Genomic DNA, 17962 nt, shown 5'->3' on the forward strand with positions numbered 1-17962 from the left:
ATGCTGACGCCACGAAAGAAAACACCTGATCTTGCCCTGCCGACACTGGGGGGCGATCTCTTCGATCTCGCAACAGAAAACGCCGGGCGAGGCACGCTCCTCTGTTTCTATCGGGGCCTTCATTGCCCGATCTGCGCCACCTATCTTGGCGATCTCGAAAAACGTACGCCCGATTTTGCCGAGCGTGGCGTCAAGACGATCGCGATCAGTTCCGATGGCGAGGAGCGCACCCGTCAGATGGCCGAGAAGATCGGGGCGGACGCCCTGCGTTTCGCCTATGACCTGCCGCTTTCGAAGGCGCGGGAATGGGGTCTTGCCATCTCGACGTCGCGCGGCAAGACCTCGATCGGCATCGAGGAGCCAGCGCTGTTTTCCGAACCCGGCGTCTTCATGGTGACGCCCGAACAGACGCTTTACTACGCCTATGTCCAGACGATGCCTTTTGCCCGACCAAATTTCGGCGAGCTTCTGAAAGCCCTGGATTTCGCCATCGAGAAGAATTATCCGGCCCGCGGCGAGTATACCGGGGAAGTCTGACCACAGTCTGAAACAACCGCCAAATAGCAAACCGGCCGGGTTTCCCCGGCCGGCGTCGTCATTTCATCGCTATAGAGCTGATCAGGCCGCGAGGTCGCGCAGCACCGTCTGCAGGATGCCGCCATTGTTGACGTAGTCGACTTCGTCGACTGTATCGATGCGGCAGATGATCGGGATGTCTTTCGTCGTTCCGTCGCCATAGGTGACCTTGGCGATCTTCTTCTCGCGCGGCTTGACGTCTTCCAGACCCTCGATCGATACGATCTCGTCGCCCTTCAGGCCGAGGCTTTCCCAGCTGACGCCATCTTCCAGCACGAAGGGAATGACGCCCATGCCGACCAGGTTCGAACGGTGGATGCGCTCGAAGGACTGCGCGATCACGGCGCGCACGCCAAGAAGGTTGGTGCCCTTCGCGGCCCAGTCACGCGATGAGCCGTTGCCGTATTCGACGCCGGCGAAGATCACGAGAGGCACGCCTTCCTGCTTGTAGAGCATGGCGGCGTCGTAGATCGACATCTCCTCTTTCGAAGGATAGTGGATCGTGTAGCCGCCTTCCTTGCCGTTCGGTCCAAGCATGTGGTTGCGAATGCGGATATTGGCGAACGTGCCCCGCATCATCACTTCGTGGTTGCCGCGCCGCGTGCCGTACTGGTTGAAGTCCGCGACCGCGACGTCGTGGTCGATCAGATATTCGCCGGCGGGCGACTGCGCCTTGATCGAACCGGCCGGTGAAATGTGGTCGGTGGTGATCTTGTCGCCGAACAGGCCGAGCACGCGGGCGCCGATGATGTCGGTGATGCCTGAAGGCTGCTTGCCCATGCCCACGAAATAGGGCGGGTTCTGAACGTAGGTCGAATCATTGTCCCAGGCGTAGGTCTGGCCTTCCGGGGCCTGGACGTTGCGCCAGTTCTCGTCGCCCTTGAAGACGTCGGCGTATTTCTCGGCGAAGAGCTCGCGGGTGACGTTCTTTACGATGAACTCCTGGATCTCGTGGGAGGTCGGCCAGATGTCCTTCAGGAACACCGGATTTCCGTCCTTGTCCTCGCCGATCGGCTCGGTGGTGAGGTCCTTCTTCACCGTGCCTGCCAGCGCATAGGCGACGACCAGCGGCGGCGAGGCCAGGTAGTTCGCCTGAACGTCCGGAGAGACGCGGCCTTCGAAGTTGCGGTTGCCCGACAGCACGCCGGCGGCGATCAGACCCTTGTCGTTGATCGTCTTGGAGACCGGTCCGGGAAGCGGTCCGGAGTTGCCGATGCAGGTCGTGCAGCCAAAGCCGACGAGATTGAAGCCCAGCTTGTCGAGATCGTCCTGCAGGCCGGCCGATTCCAGATATTCGGCGACGACCTGTGATCCGGGCGCGAGCGAGGTCTTTACCCACGGCTTCGTCTTCAGGCCTTTCGCCACGGCGTTGCGGGCAAGCAGTCCTGCGCCGATCAGCACCGAAGGGTTGGAGGTGTTGGTGCAGGACGTGATGGCCGCGATCGCCACGTCGCCATGGCCCAGATCGAAATCTTCGCCTTCTACCTGATAGCGACGGTCCGGATCGGTGGTCTTCTTGTACTCATCGGCAAGCGATTTGTCGAAACCGGAGGCGATGCCTTCCAGCGGGATACGGCCTTCCGGACGCTTCGGGCCGGCCATGGACGGCACCACTTCTCCCAGATCCAGTTCCAGCGTGTCGGTAAATACCGGCACTTCAGTACCGGAGTCACGCCACATGCCCTGCGCCTTGCTGTATTCCTCGACGAGCGCGATTCGGTCTTCGTCGCGGCCGGTCATCGTCAGGTAGCTGATGGTCTCGCTGTCGACAGGGAAGAAGCCGCAGGTCGCGCCATATTCCGGACCCATGTTGGAAATGGTGGCGCGGTCGGCGAGCGTCATGTTTTCAAGGCCGGGACCAAAGAATTCGACGAATTTCGAGACGACGCCCTTCTGGCGCAGCATCTGCACCACGGTCAGCACGATGTCGGTGGCGGTGATCCCTTCCTTCGGCTTGCCGGTCAGGCGGAAGCCGATGACTTCCGGAAGCAGCATGGAGATCGGCTGGCCGAGCATGGCCGCTTCCGCCTCGATGCCGCCGACGCCCCATCCGAGAACGCCAAGGCCGTTGATCATTGTGGTGTGCGAATCCGTGCCAACGCAGGTGTCCGGATAGGCGATAGTCTCGCCATCCGCATCCTTCGTCCAGACAGTCTGACCGAGATATTCGAGATTGACCTGGTGGCAGATGCCGGTGCCGGGCGGCACGACGCGGAAGTTTTCAAAAGCCTGCTGGCCCCATTTCAGAAAGCGATAGCGTTCGCCGTTGCGCTGGTATTCGTGCTCCACGTTGCGAGCGAAGGCCTGCGGCGTGCCGAATTCGTCGACGATCACCGAGTGGTCGATCACCAAGTCGACGGGAACGAGCGGATTGATCTTTTCCGGATCGCCGCCGAGCGTCTTCATGGCGTCGCGCATCGCGGCCAGGTCAACCACGGCCGGAACGCCGGTGAAGTCCTGCATCAGCACGCGCGCCGGGCGGTAGGCGATTTCCTTGCCGGCCGCGCCCTTGTCGTTGAGCCACAAGGCGACGTTCTGAATGTCTTCCTTGGTCACCGTGCGACCGTCTTCGTTGCGCAGCAGGTTTTCCAGAAGCACCTTCATCGAGAAGGGAAGGGCCGATATGCCGTCCAGCCCGTTCTTCTCGGCCAGCTTGAGATCGAAATAGGTATATTCCGCATTCCCGACTTTCAGGGTGCTGCGGCAGTTGAAGCTATCGAGTGATTTTGTCACAGGCGCTCTCATCCACGTTGGTTCACCGAATTCGGCGGGCGAACGCTCATAATCGTGCAGATGCACGCTGAAGCCTGCGGGTACGGCCATTTCCGCTGTCCGCCCGTGGAAGATCAATCCCTTGTGATTGACCGTGTTCCATGTTCGGCGCAAATATGATGTTCACGCCGACCGCTGGCGTGGTTGCCGGACTTATAGGCAATTTTGTAGAATGGTTCTAGAGCACATCTGTCAAAAACGGATTTTTTTCCGTGCTGCAACACGAATACGGAGGAAATCCGGCCAATGCGGCTAGTCGCCGAGGATCTGACCGTCGCACGCGCCGACAGAATATTCTTCCGAGGCGTCGCATTCGGCGTCGAAGAGGGCGAAGCGCTGCTGGTGACAGGTCCGAACGGCGTCGGCAAATCGACGCTCCTGCGCATGATCGCCGGGCTGCTGCCGGTCCCCGACGGACGTATCGCTCTTGAGGGCATGGACGATCGCAGTCTTGTCGAGGCGAGCCATTATCTCGGCCACCGCAACGCTATGAAACAAGACATGAGCGTGCGGGAGAATCTGACCTTCTGGCGACAGTTCATGCATGATGATCGCTTCGGCGACGGCGCGCCGCTCTTCGAGGCGACCGAATCGCTTGGGCTCGGCGGGCTCGAGCATCTGCCTTTCGGCTATCTGTCGGCCGGTCAACAACGGCGTATGGCGATGGCCCGCCTTTTGATGGTGCATCGGCCGGTCTGGATCCTCGACGAGCCGACGGCCGCGCTGGACGCCGCATCGTCAGAGATGTTCGCAGGACTGGTAGGTAACCATATGGCGGCCGGCGGCATCGTGGTCGCCGCAACGCATCAGCCCCTCGGCCTTGACGCCGTGCACAGCCTGGCGCTCGATCCGAAGGACCGGGCGGTCGAATTTGCGGCCGATCCCTTCGCACAGGACGGTATTGCGTAATGGGCGCGCTGTTTGTCCGCGATCTCAAACTTTCCCTGCGCGCGGGCGGCGGTGCTCTGCTAGGCATTTTATTCTTTCTTGCGGTGATCGCCGTCATTCCCTTCGGCGTCGGGCCGGACCTCAATCTGCTCGCGCGCATCGGTCCGGCTTTCGTGTGGATCGGCGCGCTGCTCGCCTCGTTGCTCGGCCTCGACCGGCTGTTCCAGATCGACCGGGAAGACGGGTCGCTCGACATCATGCTCATGCAGTCGTCGCCGCTGGTGCTCACCGTGCTGGTCAAATGTCTTGCGCACTGGACGGCGACCGGTCTGCCGCTGGTCATCGCGTCGCCGTTTCTCGGGCTGTTCATGAATATCAGCGGGGTCGCCATGGCGGCGGTTTTTGCAACGCTGCTCGTCGGCTCGCCTGCGATCACGCTCATCGGCGCTGTTGGGGCTGCGGTCGCGGTCGCTCTGCCGCGCGGCGGCCTGCTGCTGGCGGTTCTGGTGCTTCCGCTTTCCATTCCCGTGCTGATCTTCGGCGTCAGCGCTGTCAATGGCGCGATCGCGGATCCCGCGCCGTTCCTTCAACCGTTCCTCATTCTCGTTGCGATCACGCTGTTTTTTGCGGTTCTCGGTCCGCTCGCCGCGGCTGCGGCATTGCGCGCGTCGTCCGATTGATGCAACTCTGGGGTTGAGTAATCAACCTGATCGACGTCAGCACATGAAAACCATTGTTTATTTGACGCTGTTGCTTCTTGTTCCATCCATCGTTTGGGCCAAGCCGTTCGATTTCGCTACAATTGTCTCTCTTGACGATATGCACGCCGAATTGAAAAGCCGCTTTCCCCTGGGCGCAGACCGCGCTGATGTTTATCGGCAATTATCGACGGAGGGAGGCGCAGCCCATTATGCGCATCCCGACAGGGCCAATGTCGAAAAGTATCTGTACGACATTGATCTCTGCAAACTGCATGTCTTCAGGTGGAATATCTCGGCGCACTTCTTCGACAACGGCAAACTGACCCAGATCTTTGTGAACGGCGAGGCTGTTCATGCAGCAGGCGACGAGATCTATGATCCATCCGTGAACTACCGCCGGGATGCTCCAACCAAAGTCTCGTACATTCTACAGCAGCGGCCGGAGGCCAGCGAAGGCGAGAATGTCGTCAGTTATGTTCAGTTGGAACCGGAAGACGGTGACGGCACCGTCGATGTGACAGTTGTCGGAGGCGGACCAACCCGCGCGGATCCTTGGAATTTAGGCTCGGTTCACGGCTATCCGCCTATGCCACGTTGGCATTCTATCTTCACGCTGGACAAGGCGGGCGCCGTTGTTCCCTATTCGGGCGCCTGTCCGGACTGAGTGCGGCATTGCGCGCGTCGTCCGATTGATCACGAGGACTTATATTGTCCGGAACGGTTCCAGGCTGTAAACAGGCGCCATGACGACGACGACGGCAGGCAACGCTTTCACGAACCTCGCCAACCCCACGCGGTTTTTGAACCTCAGCGGGGCGGTTTTGCCGTGGATGACAGGGATTACGGCCCTGCTCTTCGCGGTCGGTCTGTTCATGGCGTTTACCGCGCCGGAAGATTATCAGCAGGGCGTCACCGTTCGCATCATGTACATCCACGTGCCGGCCGCGTGGCTCTCGATGATGTGCTACACGGTGATGGCGATTTCGGCGATCGGAACGCTGGTCTGGCGGCATCCGCTGGCCGACGTTTCGGCCAAGGCTGCGGCGCCCATCGGCGCAGCCTTCACCTTTCTGGCGTTGGTCACCGGGTCGCTCTGGGGCAAGCCCATGTGGGGCGCGTGGTGGGCCTGGGGCGATGCCCGCCTGACCTCCGTTTTCGTGCTGTTTCTCATGTATCTCGGCCTGATCGCGCTGATCCGCGCGATCCCCGATCCGTCGCGGGCGGCGCGATTGACGGCCATCGTCATTCTTGTTGGCTTCGTCAATATCCCGATCATCAAGTTCTCGGTCGAATGGTGGAACACGCTGCATCAGCCGGCGAGCGTTATCCGGCTGGACGGTCCGTCGATCCACCCTTCGATGCTCTATCCGCTGCTGGTGATGGCGCTGGCGTTCACGTTGCTGTTCTTCACCCTGCATTTTTCGGCGATGCGGGCCGAAATCTGGCGCCGGCGCGTTTCCTCCATGCGCCGTCGCGCGGCCCAGGCCGCGGCGTGAGGGCCGACCAATGAGCCATGACGTCTATGTCGCGCTGGCCTATGGAATCACGGCGATCGTTATCGCCGCGCTTATCCTGTGGGTTGTCCTCGACCAGCGCGCCCGTCGGACCGAACTGAGCGAACTGGAAGCGCGCGGCGTGCGTCGCCGCTCGGCCTTGCCCCCTGCAAGCGGGACCGATCATGGCGGCTGAGACCGAAAACGACAGCAACCCCGCAGGCCGGCGCATGCCGTTCATCGCCTTCCTGCCGGTGGTGATCTTCGCAATACTCGCGATCGTCTTCTTCGGCGTTTTGACGTCCGGCCGCGATGTGTCGGAAATTCCTTCGGCGCTAATCGGCCAGCAGGCCCCGTCTCTTGATCTTCCGCCACTGGAAGGTCTGACGCGCGACGGCGCGCCTGTTCCGGCGCTGACCGACGAAATAGTCGACGGCCAGCTGACCCTGGTCAATGTCTGGGCGAGCTGGTGCGTGCCCTGCCGTCAGGAACATCCGCTGCTGATGGAACTGGCGAACGACGATCGCATTCGCGTCGTCGGCGTCAATTACAAGGACAAGAACGCCAACGCGCTCCGGTTTCTCGGCGAACTCGGCAATCCATACGCCGCGGTCGGCGTCGATCCCAATGGCGCTGCCGCCATCGACTGGGGCGTCTACGGGATCCCCGAAAGCTTCCTCGTCGCGCCCAACGGCGAAATCGTCTTCAAGCAAGTCGGCCCGTTCAGTCCGACCAGCATCGCGCGCGACCTGATGCCTGCGGTGGAAAAGGCTCTGGCAGGTTCCTGAAGTCATGGCACTTCGCGCCGCGTCGGCGGCGCCAAGAATGTCACTCCGCCGCCGAGCCGTCTTTTTCAGGCAAGGTGTGGCGCATGATCATCGGCATCTGGCTCATGGTGAAGGCGATGGTTATCGGCATGATGCCCCAGACCTTGAAGGCGACCCAGAAATCCGTCGAGAAGGAGCGCCAGACGATCTCGTTGACAATCGCGAGGAAGACGAAAAACACGCCCCAGCGCAGCGTGAGCTTGCGCCAGCCTTCCGCGTCCAGCCGGAAGGCGCTGTCGAAGACGTAGCCCAGCAGAGACTTGCCGAAAAGCAGCCCGCCGAGAAGGACGCCGGCGAACAGCATGTTGACAATCGTCGGCTTCATCTTGATGAACGTGTCGTTCTGCAGCCAGAGCGTCAACGCGCCGAAGATGAAGACGACGACGCCGGACACCAGCGGCATGATCGGCAGGGTGCGGGTCAGGATCCATGAAAGCGTCAGCGCGATCGCGGTGGCGATCATGAACAGGCCGGTCGCCAGGAAGATCGGTCCGCCGAAGACCGACAGCGCCGGATACGACTCGATCAGGCTCTCGCCGCGGGCGTTGGCGAAGAAGAAAACCATGAGCGGGCCGAGCTCGAGCGCCAGCTTGAGCAGCGGATTGATGGTCTTTCTTTCCTTGCTGGACGGGTCTCGTTCAAACAGCGGCCGGTCCATACGGCTTACTCCAGGTCTCGGGTTTCTGATTTGCCGGCCGGAACGCCGGCGATTGCGGATGCGAATTCGCGCGCCTCGAAGGGCTCCAGATCCTCGACGCCTTCGCCGACGCCGATGAAATAGACCGGCAGCTTGTGCTTCGCCGAAATGGCGACGAGGATGCCGCCGCGCGCCGTGCCGTCGAGTTTGGTCATGACCAGCCCGTTGACGCCCGCGACATTCTGGAAAATCTCGACCTGGCTGAGCGCGTTCTGGCCTGTGGTGGCGTCAAGCGTCTGCAGCACGGTGTGCGGGGCTTCCGGATCGTTCTTGCCGAGCACGCGAACGATCTTTTCCAGCTCCGCCATCAGCTCGGCCTTGTTTTGCAGCCGGCCGGCCGTGTCGATAATCAGTACGTCGCTGCCGGCTTCCTTCGCCTGCTTCCAGGCGTCGAAGGCGAGGCCCGCCGCATCGGCGCCGAGCTTGGAGGAGACGACCGGTGATCCGGTGCGCTCGCCCCAGATCTTCAGCTGTTCGATCGCAGCGGCGCGGAACGTGTCTCCCGCGGCGAGCATGACGTCGAGACCGCCCTCGCGCAGCTTGGCGGCGAGTTTGCCGATCGTCGTCGTCTTGCCGGTGCCGTTGACCCCGACGACGAGCACGACATGCGGCTTGTGCGCCAGATCCAGTTCCAGCGGCTTTGCGACAGGTTCCAGCACCTTGACGATCTCGCTCGCCATGATGCGCTGCACCTCGTCCGTCGAGATGTCGCGGCCATAACGGCCCGACGACAGCGTGTCCGTGATGCGCAGCGCTGTCTCCAGCCCGAGATCGGATTGAATCAGCACGTCCTCGAGGTCCTGCAGCGTGTCCTCGTCGAGCTTGCGCTTGTTGAAGACGCCGCTGATCTGCTCGGTCAGTTGCGAGGTGGTGCGCGACAGGCCCTGTCTGAGACGCGCGAAAAAGCCGCTCGGTTCGGCGACCGGCTCGAAGGCGGTTTCCACCGGTTTGGGTTCCGGTTCTTCCGGTTCGGAGACGGCCGGTACAGCTTCCTTCGGCGCTTCTTCCGGGGGCGTTGCGTCTTCCGCCGGCGCGGCTTCTGCTGCCGGAGCAGCGGCCTCGGATCCTACCTTTTCGTCATCCGGGGCGCCGGTTTCGGCTTCCGTCCCGGACTCGGTTTCTACGTCGGCTTCCGTTTCCGGGCTCGCCGCCTGCGTTTCCGGTTCGGATATCTGATCGGCTTCGGCGGGAGCCGCATCCGCCGGCTTGTCGCCTGTCGCGGCTTCTTCTTCCGCCGCCGGCGTCTCCGTCGCAGGCTCTTCCTCCGCCTCGGCGGGCGCTTCCGGCGTTTCCTCAGGCTTTTTCAAACCGGGGAAAATCGGCGGCTGACGTCTCGCGATCGCCGGCTTCCATTCCTCCCACGAGGTGTCTTCTTCCACCGGCTTTTCCGCGGCGACCGGCGCGGCCTCTTCCACCGGCTGCGGCTCTTCCTCCGCTACCGGCTGCTCTTTGTCATCCTGTTCGGCAACGGGCTCTTCCGGCTCGGTCTCCGCAAGCGCTTCGATATCGATTTCGAGCTCTATTTCAGGTTCGGCATCCGGCGTTTCTTCTGTTTCGGCCTCCGGCTCCACAGGCTTTTCGGGTTCCTGTTCGGGCTGTGGCTGCTCGACGGGCGCGCTGACCGCCGGCGGTATTTCGGGCGGCAGTTCGGGCAGGTCGGCTTTCTGCGGCTCCTCGTCCCACTTTACTCGCGGAGACGCGGCCCGGTTTTCGGCGACCGCTTTCTTATCGTCTTCGTCCTTGTCTTCCGTCTTCTTCGAGCTGAAGGAGAAGACCTTCTTGATAAAACCAAGTGCCATTTATGCTGCCTGACTGCCGGATTGGTGGTCGATGGGGGCGCCTGTGAGCCGGTCGCCATTCTGCCCGTCGATGGTGACGGACACAATCTCTCCCGGCCGTCCGTCCCCGGTCTCCACCAGCGTGAAGTTTTCGGCGCGACCGAGGCCGGGCCGCTCGACAAGCACCCTCTGTGTGGCGCCGATCATGCGGTTCAGGTGACGCTGATGCGCCTCATTGCCCTTTTCACGCAGTCGCGCCGCCCGTTGCTTGATCAGGCCGCGGTCGTGCTGGGGCATGCGCGCGGCGGGGGTGCCTTCGCGCGGCGAATAGGGAAAGACGTGCAAATAGGCGAGATCGCAGGCGTCGACGAGCGACAGTGCATTGTCGAACATATCTTCCGTCTCCGTCGGAAAGCCGGCGATGATGTCGGCGCCGAAGGCCATATCCGGCCGCAGGGCGCGAACCGTACTGCAGAAATCCACGGCGTCGGCGCGCAGATGCCGCCGCTTCATCCGCTTCAGTATCATGTCGTCGCCATGCTGAAGCGACAGATGAAGATGCGGCATGAAACGCGGCTCTCCCGCGATCAGCTCCATAAGGTGATCGTCAGCCTCGATGGAATCGATGGAGGACAGGCGCAACCGTTCGATCTCGGGAACCTCGTCCAGGATCGTTCGGGCGAGTTTTCCAAGGGTCGGCCGGCCGGGCAGATCCGCGCCATAACTTGTTGCGTCCACACCGGTCACAACCACTTCGCGATAGCCGTTGGCGGCGAGTTTTCTGACCTGCTCGACCACCGCGCCCATCGGCACGGAGCGGGAATTTCCGCGGCCAAAGGGAATGATGCAGAAGGTGCAGCGATGGTCGCAGCCGTTCTGCACCTGCACGAAGGCGCGGGCGCGTCCCTCGATTGCGTCCACCATCTGCGGCGCGGTCGCCTTGACGCTCATGATGTCGTTGACGCGGATCTTTTCTTCCGCCGAAACGCCGAAATCCGGCAGCTGTCGATAGCTGGCCGATGTCAGCTTTTCCTCGTTGCCGAGAACGGCGTCGACCTCGTCCATGTCGGCAAAGCCTTCCGCCTCCGTCTGGGCCGCGCAGCCGGTGACGATGATGCGGGCGTGCGGATTGTCGCGTCTGGCGCGGCGGATCGTCTGCCTGGCCTGCCGCACCGCCTCGGCCGTCACCGCGCAGGTGTTGACCAGAATTGCGTTGTTCAGGCCGGCGCCTTCCGCCTCGCGGCGCATGACCTCGGATTCGTAGGTGTTCAGCCGGCAGCCGAAGGTGATGATTTCGACGCCGCTCATGAGACGGCCCCGGTTTCCGCCGTGTCCGGCCCCCAGACGCCCGTCTTCGGGTCGAGCGCGCCGGAAAATTCCCATTCGGCCGGTCCCGTCATGATGACGTGGTCGTCGCGCTCGCGCCATTCGATGGCGAGCGGCCCGCCGGGGACATTGACCGTGACCGTTCGACCGGTGCGCCCGGTGCGGGCGGCCGAAACGGCAGCCGAACAGGCCGCCGATCCGCAAGCCCTTGTCAGGCCTGCGCCGCGCTCCCAGGTCCGCAGATCGATCTCCTTGTCCGACAGCACCCGAGCGATGGAGATATTGGCCCTTTCCGGGAATATCGGATGATGTTCGAGCAGCGGTCCGAAGCGTTCCAGATCGTAGCTGTTAACGTCGTTATCGACCCAGAAGATCGCATGCGGATTGCCCATCGACATGACGGAGGGCGAGTGCAGAACCGGCGCGTCGATCGGTCCGATCTGCAGTTCGATCATGCGGGTGTCGCGGAATTCTTCGGAAAGCGGGACCCGGTCCCAGCGGAATTCGGGCGGTCCCATGTCCACGGAAATCGAGCCGTCTTCGTGCTCGCTGGCGTTGAGAATGCCGGCGATGGTCTGAAAGGTGAAGACCCGCCGCCCGGTTTCGGCGGCCAGCGCCTGCACGACGCAACGCATGCCGTTGCCGCAGGCCTGCGCCTTCGAGCCGTCGGAATTCAGGATGTCGACCCAGGCGTCCGTTCCGGCGCGCTTGGGGTCGTGTATCGCCATGATCTGGTCGAAGGCGGTGCGGCTGTCGGCGGCCAGCGCGATCGCGGCTTCGGGCGCAACAACGTCGTCGCGGCCGCGCATGTCGACCACGAGAATCTCGTTTCCCAATCCGTTCATCTTCGCAAAAGGCGCCATCGTCCTGTCCGGTGCGGAATTTGAGCCGTATATGGCCGAACTGCCGGTAAATTGCCAGTGCCCGCTGAAAAAAGCGTTACAGGGAAATTCAGCTTTCCGGGATGCGCCAGGCCTCGCCGGCGGTGAGCGGTCGAAAGCGCTCGCGTTCGATCGCGCATTGTTCAAGGGCTGCGTGCAGCGCGTGAACCGGATCCTCGATCCCCTCGTTGGTGAGCTGCACCGTGCCCCAGTGATGACCGACGGCGTAAGCCGCGCCGCAGAGCTTCAGTCCGGCTACGGCTTCTTCCGGATTCTGGTGCTGCGGCTTCATGAACCAGCGCGGTTCGTAGGCGCCGATCGGAAGCAGCGCCAGGCGGAAATCGCCGTGTTTGCGCCGCGCCTCGCGATAGTTGACGCCGTCATGAAACCCGGTGTCGCCGATATGGTAGACCCTGCCGGCCTCGCCCTCGATCACGAAGGCGGCCCAGAGCGCCATGCGCCGGTCGGTCGAACCGCGCGCAGACCAGTGGTGGCAAGGTTCGAAATGCAGCGTCAGGCCCTGTTCGAGCTCAATCGTGTCGCCCCAGTCGCCGACCGCGATGCGCATGTCCGGAACGGCGCTCTTTACAATCGTGTCATTGCCGAGCGGCGTCACCACAAGCGGATCGTGGTCCTGGCGCAGCCGCTTCAGCGTTTCCAGGTCGAGATGGTCGTAATGGTTATGCGTCAGAAGAACCGCGTCGATCGGCGGAAGATCGTCAAAGACGATGCCTGGTTCAATACGCCTCTTTGGCCCTGCGAAAGACAGAGGGCTCGTGCGTTCCGACCAGAGAGGATCGGTGAGCAGATTGACGCCGTCCATCTGCACCAGCATCGTGGCGTGACCGACCATGGTGACAACGATGTCGCCGTTCTCCACTCGCTTTTCTGGCTTGGCGTTGAGGTGCGGGCTTTCGTAGCGTTTCGGCCAGCGCGCGCGTTTCTCGGTGAATTGCCATTTCAGGACGTCGCGCAAGGAGCCAGGCGCCACGCCGCCGGGATTGAAAAACAGCTTTCCGTCGAAATGGTCCGTCTTTGGACCCTGATAATAAGGATTGCTTTTTCTTGCGCCGATCATTGTCGCTTTCAGATAGGCGCTCTGAAGACGCGTTCAATGCGCGGAGGCCTCGGTCTGGTTGCTTTTCTCGCTTATGGTCAAAACCGCGAGAGCGAGAACCACCGCCATCAGCGCGGCCGTCATCTCGAAAACGGCCTGATAGGATGTATCGGTCAGAGACAGCGTCAGGCTTGCGAAGGCCATGCCGAACGTTGCGCCGAACATGCGAACCGCGGTGCACAGGCCGCTGGCCTGGCCCTGGGATTCCGCCGGGACTGCATTCATGACAATGCGCATTGCCGGCTGGAAGCAGATCGGCAATGTCGCGCCCCACGCCAGCAGCGCAGGAAGCAGATAAAGGTAATTCCGTTCGGGCGTAAGGAGAGCGATCGCGGCGACCATGGCCATTGCGACGCCAAGGCCGAACAGGATGGGTCTGCGTTCTCCGAAGCGGTCGGAGATGCGTCCGGCGGGTCCGGCGGTGACCGGCGTTAGAAGCACGGACGCAAGCAACACCCATCCGGTGGCGATCGGGCTCATCATCAGGTCGTCCTGAAGATAAAGCGCGCCGATAACCAGGATGACCATCTTGCTGAACTGGGCGACGCCGATCACGGCGAGCGCGGCGCTGAATCTCGGCATTCGGAAACGCTCCACCTCGATCAACGGATCGGCCCGGCCGTTTTCAATACGCACAAAGGCGACAAGAAAGAATATCCCGGCGGCGAATGCGGCGAGCACGGCTGGATCTGCAACGCCCCAGCTTCCCGCCTGCATGATCGCGAAGACAATCAGCAGGAGGCCGGCGACCATGGTCGCGAGCCCCGCGCCGTCAAAACTGGCGGCGCTCGGGCGGGCGGTGTATTCGGGCAGTTTGCGCAGCGCAAACAGGATCGCCAGCAGCGCGACAGGCAGATTGATGAAGAAGATCCATCGCCAGGACAGCAATTCGGTGAACAGGCCGCCAACGAGCGGTCCCGCCGTCATGAACAGCGTCGCAATCGCCACGACGATCCCGAGCGCATAGCCGCGCTGCTTTTCATCGACGCTGCGCGAGACGATAGCGATCGAAGCCGGAAACATCACGCCTGCGCCGAGCCCCTGCGCTGCACGCGCGGCGATCAGCATCCAGCCCGATGGGGCAAGGCCTGCAGCGAGCGAGGCGACTGCGAAGATCCACAGGCTTGCGAGAAACATTCGCCTCAGGCCGAATAGGTCGCCGAGCTTTCCGCCGGCTGCAGTGAATCCCGAGAAGACCAGAACATAGACGCTGACGATCCAGTGCGACGCCACCGCCGACATGGCCAGATCCTTGCGCATTGCTGGCAAGGCGACGCTGACGACAGTTTCGTCGAGGACGATCAGGCCGCCCACACTGGCCATCGCCATGAGCACAGGCCAGATCTGTTTGTCTATGCCGCTATGCGGCATTCGCTTCTTCCTGCGCGGGTATCTGTTTCGATCGGTCGGCGCGCACAATTGCGGCGAAGGCGATGGCGCAGACCAGGCAGAAAACGAACAGGAACCACATGGCTCCGCTGTAACCGGCCATGAACGCATTCTTGAAGAGGGGAAGGATCTTGTTTTCCAGACCGGGCGCCAGTTCGCCGAGCAGTTTGTTGGCCTGGCTGGGATCGGACAAGACGCTGCGGATCAGGTCCTGATCCTTGGCATCCAGCGTGATGTCGAGTTGCGCGAGCCCGGCGTCGAGGCTTGCCTTGTCGCGCTCCTCGAGAATCAGGCCGCCCACGGCGAGGCCGATGCTGGAGCCGATGTTCCACACCGTGTAGAGCACGCCGATCGCGAGGCCCGACATCGTCGCCGGCAGGGCCGAAGTTGCGGCGAATGTGGAGGTCGCCTGCATCAGGCCCCAGCCGAGACCGAACAGGCCGAGGCCGAACAACACGAAAAGCGCCGGGCTGTCCGGTGTGAAGAAGCTCTGCGCGAGCGCCGCCGCGACCAGGAAAACCAGGCCGGTCATGATGAACCGGACGGGACCGTTCTTTTCGGCAAGATCGCCGATGAGCGGCGGTATGATCACGACGAGCGCCGAGATCGGCAAGAGCATCAATCCCGCAATGTAGGGAAGCTCGTTGCGCACGACCTGCAGATAGAGCGACGGCAGAAAAAAGCCGAGGCCGATGAAGGCGCCGATCGCCAGCGCCATGATGTTGCAGGCGAGAAACAACGGGATCCCGAAGAGCTTGAAGTCGAGTATGGGCGATTCGACGCGGTTTTCGACGATGATGAAGGCGGCGAGAAACACGATCCCGGCCGCAAGGACGGCGATCGATGCGGGCGCGTCCCAGCCCCAGTTGTTGCCCTTCACGATGAAGGTGACGATGGCGATCATGCCGGGCGTGAACAGCGCGAGCCCGAGCCAGTCCAGTTTCTCGTCAGTCTGTCGCGGTGTTTCACGAACTGCGCCCCACGCAATTGCGAACCCGATGATCACCATGGGAACATTGACGTAAAAGGCCCAGCGCCACGAGAGGAATGACAGGAACAATCCGCCGAGCACCGGTCCCACGGCCATGCCGAAGCCGGTAATGCTCATGAAGATTGCAAGCGCCTTGCTGCTTTCGGATTCCGGAAAGTGGTGGGTGACAAGGGCCGCGCCGCAGGTCAGCGTTATGGCGCCGGCCGCTCCCTGCAGGAAGCGACAGGCGATAAGCAGGTTCGTGCTCTCCGCCATGCCCGCAACGAGCGAGGCCGCCGTGAAGACAATGGCTCCAATGTAAAGCACCTTGCGGCGTCCATAGATGTCGCCCATTCGTCCGGCCGTCACCATGCTGGTCGTCAGCATCAGGATGAAGGCGTTCATCACCCATTGAAGATCATCGACAGAGGCGTTGAGGTCCCGCTGGATCCCCGGCAGGATGGTGTTGACGACGGTGAAATCGACAAAGACGACGATGCTGAGAATGCTGATTCCGATCAGCGCCCGCCATTTCCCCGCTCGTGTCTCGTCCATTCGCCCGTCTGCCGCCTGATGGTGGCGGCGTCCCCCTGATACAACTTCACGTTAATCTATCATCCGCCGGTGGAACCCGCCACCCTGGCACAGTCCGAATTTCAACCTGCGGACGAGATTCTGGTGCTGCGAGCCTGGAAATTTGCGAAGGCGGCTTTGTGCGGCTAAAGTCTGCGCCATGGGCGGCAGACGACGAATGGTGTTGTAATGACCCAGACATTCCGACCGCTGGCGACTATCCTGTGTCTCGCATTCGCACTGGCAGGCGCCGGGGGCGACGCTGTTGCCTCCGATTTCGTGGTCACGTCATGGGGCGGCAGTTACGAACTGAGCCAGCAAAAGGCCTATGGCGAGTCCTTCGAGGATCAGACAGGCGAGGCGGTGGTCTGGGAGGAGTACCACGGCGGTCTTGACCAGCTGCGGGCGCAGGTGGAAAGCGGAAATGTCGTGTGGGACGTCATCGATGTCTTCGCGCATGACGCCAGATCAGGCTGCGAGGAAGGTTTGTTCGAAACGCTTCCGGATTCCTTCTACAATAGGGCCAGGATGAATGATCTCATTGTCGAGCGGCCCAACAACTGCGTTGGCGCCAATATCCTGTGGTCCTGGATTTACGCCTATGACGAACGCCGGTTTCCGGATGGGGCGCCACAAACCATTGCCGATTTCTTCGATTTGGAGAAGTTTCCCGGAAAGCGAGCGCTATCGGTCTATCCGCAGGCCAATCTGGAGATGGCGCTGGTTGCAGACGGCGTCGCGCCCGGCGTCGTCTATGAGGTTCTCGATACGGCGGAAGGTGTCGATCGCGCGTTTCGAAAACTCTCGGAACTCCAGGGCAATATCGTCTTCTGGTCAGCCGGCGAAGAGCCGCTGGAGATGATGCGAAGCGGCGAAGTCGTCATGGCGACGGCCTATAGCGGGCGTGTCGCGTCGGCCGCGCTGGGCGATGAAAACTGGATGAAGGCGGTTTTTGACGGACAGGTCGTGGAGGAGGAATGGTTCGTCATCGCTCGCGGCACGCAGAAACTGGAACTGGCGAAGGCATTCCTGGCGCATGTCGCGCAACCCATGCAACAAGCCCTGCAGGCGCGCTGGATCGCCTACGGGCCGATGCGTTTCGAGGCGCTGGAAATCATCGAGAATGGCGAGCCATGGTTTCACACCGGCGAGCCGGTGCTGCCTTATCTGCCAACCACGACAGCGCGGCTCAATCGCAGCGTGATCTCCGATCCGGACTGGTGGGCGCGCAACAATAAAGCGATCACGGAACGATTCGCCGCCTGGCGGCGCGCCCTGCAGTTGTGAGGAGCCGTCAATCCGGGTGATGATCCCGTTTCGAGCAGCTTGATTCGAGAAGGATCGCCGGCCAGTAGAATCCCGACGCAATACCGTGCTCGCCGAGCCAGGTTTCCTGGAGGCGATAGGCGTCCCATTCCATGGCCTGGGGGCAATACCAGTGTCTCGCGTCCACCTGCAGATGGTGCGCAAGTTCGTGCAGCAAAACGCTGCGGTCGAAAGGATCGTCGACAGACCAGGGACGCGACAGATAGATGGTCGCCTTCTTCTCGTCATAGAGACCGCGCGTCCTGTCGGCGACGACGAATTCGTGGCCCTCGGCGGTGACGGTATCTCCCGCGTCGACAAACTTGATCTTTGCAATCGGTCGGTTGGTGGTCCGGTAGGTCTCCTCCGCGTCTATCCACGAAACGAGCTCCGTCAGGAGCGCCCGGATTGCGGTCTCCTCCTGGCTGTCGCGTGCTCCGTCAATGACGGGACCCGCTGATGCGGCGCCGGACGCCAGCATCGTCAATCCGATAATTGAAGCGATATAAGTCCCCGTGAAGGTCTTCATGATCCTGTCCTGCCTTTGTCGAGTGATGTCGCAAGCAGGGATGGACGCTTGGCCTCAAGGCTGACCAAAACGGCTTTCAAAAAATTCTCAAAAATGATTAGACAAGCCGATTCAGCGGTTTATCTGGAACAGGCCGCACA

17 protein-coding genes are annotated in these 17962 nt (G+C 61.9%); 8 read left to right on the forward strand and 9 right to left on the reverse strand.

All coding sequences use genetic code 11. From position 1 onward, the window contains the following. A complete protein-coding gene (locus K1W69_RS15145) occupies positions 1 to 537 on the forward strand; it encodes a peroxiredoxin-like family protein (RefSeq protein WP_220229145.1) in 537 nt (178 codons plus the stop codon). A gap of 81 nt (positions 538 to 618) precedes the next feature. Here the strand turns inward: K1W69_RS15145 and acnA are convergent, their stop codons facing one another. Then, positions 619 to 3309 carry an aconitate hydratase AcnA gene (gene acnA / locus K1W69_RS15150; RefSeq protein ID WP_220229376.1) on the reverse strand — a complete coding sequence of 897 codons (2691 nt, stop codon included), beginning with the start codon at positions 3307 to 3309 and terminating at the stop codon, positions 619 to 621. A gap of 285 nt (positions 3310 to 3594) precedes the next feature. On the opposite strand from acnA, the gene ccmA reads away from it, so the two are divergent. From ccmA to K1W69_RS15180, 6 genes are all read left to right on the forward strand, one after another. Continuing rightward, complete coding sequence (ccmA, locus tag K1W69_RS15155) at positions 3595 to 4257, forward strand: heme ABC exporter ATP-binding protein CcmA (RefSeq protein WP_220229146.1); 663 nt, start codon at positions 3595 to 3597, stop codon at positions 4255 to 4257. Beyond that, a complete protein-coding gene (gene ccmB / locus K1W69_RS15160) occupies positions 4257 to 4916 on the forward strand; it encodes a heme exporter protein CcmB (RefSeq protein ID WP_220229147.1) in 660 nt (219 codons plus the stop codon). The genes ccmA and ccmB overlap by 1 nt, the downstream gene beginning before the upstream one ends. A 43-nt stretch (positions 4917 to 4959) precedes the next feature. Continuing rightward, entirely contained in the window at positions 4960 to 5601 is a 642-nt protein-coding gene (locus K1W69_RS15165) for a hypothetical protein (protein WP_220229148.1), read from the forward strand. 79 nt (positions 5602 to 5680) lie between these two features. Further along, positions 5681 to 6433: a heme ABC transporter permease gene (locus K1W69_RS15170; protein WP_220229149.1), complete on the forward strand. Its 753-nt coding sequence runs from the start codon at positions 5681 to 5683 to the stop codon at positions 6431 to 6433. A gap of 10 nt (positions 6434 to 6443) precedes the next feature. Beyond that, on the forward strand, positions 6444 to 6626 hold the full coding sequence (gene ccmD / locus K1W69_RS15175) for a heme exporter protein CcmD (protein ID WP_220229150.1): 183 nt from the start codon (positions 6444 to 6446) through the stop codon (positions 6624 to 6626). Continuing rightward, complete coding sequence (locus K1W69_RS15180; RefSeq protein ID WP_220229151.1) at positions 6616 to 7218, forward strand: DsbE family thiol:disulfide interchange protein; 603 nt, start codon at positions 6616 to 6618, stop codon at positions 7216 to 7218. Before ccmD ends, K1W69_RS15180 begins: the two co-directional genes overlap by 11 nt. 40 nt (positions 7219 to 7258) lie before the next feature. Here K1W69_RS15180 and K1W69_RS15185 read toward each other — a convergent pair whose 3' ends face one another. From K1W69_RS15185 to K1W69_RS15215, 7 genes are all read right to left on the reverse strand, one after another. Continuing rightward, the gene (locus K1W69_RS15185) at positions 7259 to 7915 is read right to left on the reverse strand and encodes a septation protein A (protein ID WP_220229152.1); all 657 of its coding nucleotides are present in this window, start codon (positions 7913 to 7915) and stop codon (positions 7259 to 7261) included. A gap of 5 nt (positions 7916 to 7920) precedes the next feature. Next, positions 7921 to 9753, reverse strand: coding sequence for a signal recognition particle-docking protein FtsY (gene ftsY / locus K1W69_RS15190; RefSeq protein ID WP_220229153.1), 1833 nt, complete (start codon positions 9751 to 9753; stop codon positions 7921 to 7923). Continuing rightward, a complete protein-coding gene (gene mtaB / locus K1W69_RS15195; protein WP_220229154.1) occupies positions 9754 to 11040 on the reverse strand; it encodes a tRNA (N(6)-L-threonylcarbamoyladenosine(37)-C(2))-methylthiotransferase MtaB in 1287 nt (428 codons plus the stop codon). Next, entirely contained in the window at positions 11037 to 11921 is an 885-nt protein-coding gene (gene dapF, locus K1W69_RS15200) for a diaminopimelate epimerase (RefSeq protein ID WP_220229155.1), read from the reverse strand. The genes mtaB and dapF overlap by 4 nt, the downstream gene beginning before the upstream one ends. A gap of 88 nt (positions 11922 to 12009) precedes the next feature. Further along, a complete protein-coding gene (locus K1W69_RS15205; RefSeq protein WP_220229156.1) occupies positions 12010 to 13017 on the reverse strand; it encodes an MBL fold metallo-hydrolase in 1008 nt (335 codons plus the stop codon). A 33-nt stretch (positions 13018 to 13050) separates the two neighbouring features. Next, the gene (locus K1W69_RS15210; RefSeq protein WP_220229157.1) at positions 13051 to 14427 is read right to left on the reverse strand and encodes an MFS transporter; all 1377 of its coding nucleotides are present in this window, start codon (positions 14425 to 14427) and stop codon (positions 13051 to 13053) included. Beyond that, positions 14417 to 15970: an MFS transporter gene (locus K1W69_RS15215; RefSeq protein WP_220229158.1), complete on the reverse strand. Its 1554-nt coding sequence runs from the start codon at positions 15968 to 15970 to the stop codon at positions 14417 to 14419. The genes K1W69_RS15210 and K1W69_RS15215 overlap by 11 nt, the downstream gene beginning before the upstream one ends. A gap of 207 nt (positions 15971 to 16177) precedes the next feature. On the opposite strand from K1W69_RS15215, the gene K1W69_RS15220 reads away from it, so the two are divergent. After that, entirely contained in the window at positions 16178 to 17275 is a 1098-nt protein-coding gene (locus K1W69_RS15220) for an extracellular solute-binding protein (RefSeq protein ID WP_220229159.1), read from the forward strand. 7 nt (positions 17276 to 17282) lie between these two features. Here K1W69_RS15220 and K1W69_RS15225 read toward each other — a convergent pair whose 3' ends face one another. Continuing rightward, positions 17283 to 17822, reverse strand: coding sequence for a DUF6647 family protein (locus K1W69_RS15225; protein ID WP_220229160.1), 540 nt, complete (start codon positions 17820 to 17822; stop codon positions 17283 to 17285). Positions 17823 to 17962 lie beyond the last annotated feature (140 nt).

It is taken from the genome of Flavimaribacter sediminis, from assembly GCF_019492055.1.
GTDB lineage: Bacteria > Pseudomonadota > Alphaproteobacteria > Rhizobiales > Rhizobiaceae > Flavimaribacter > Flavimaribacter sediminis.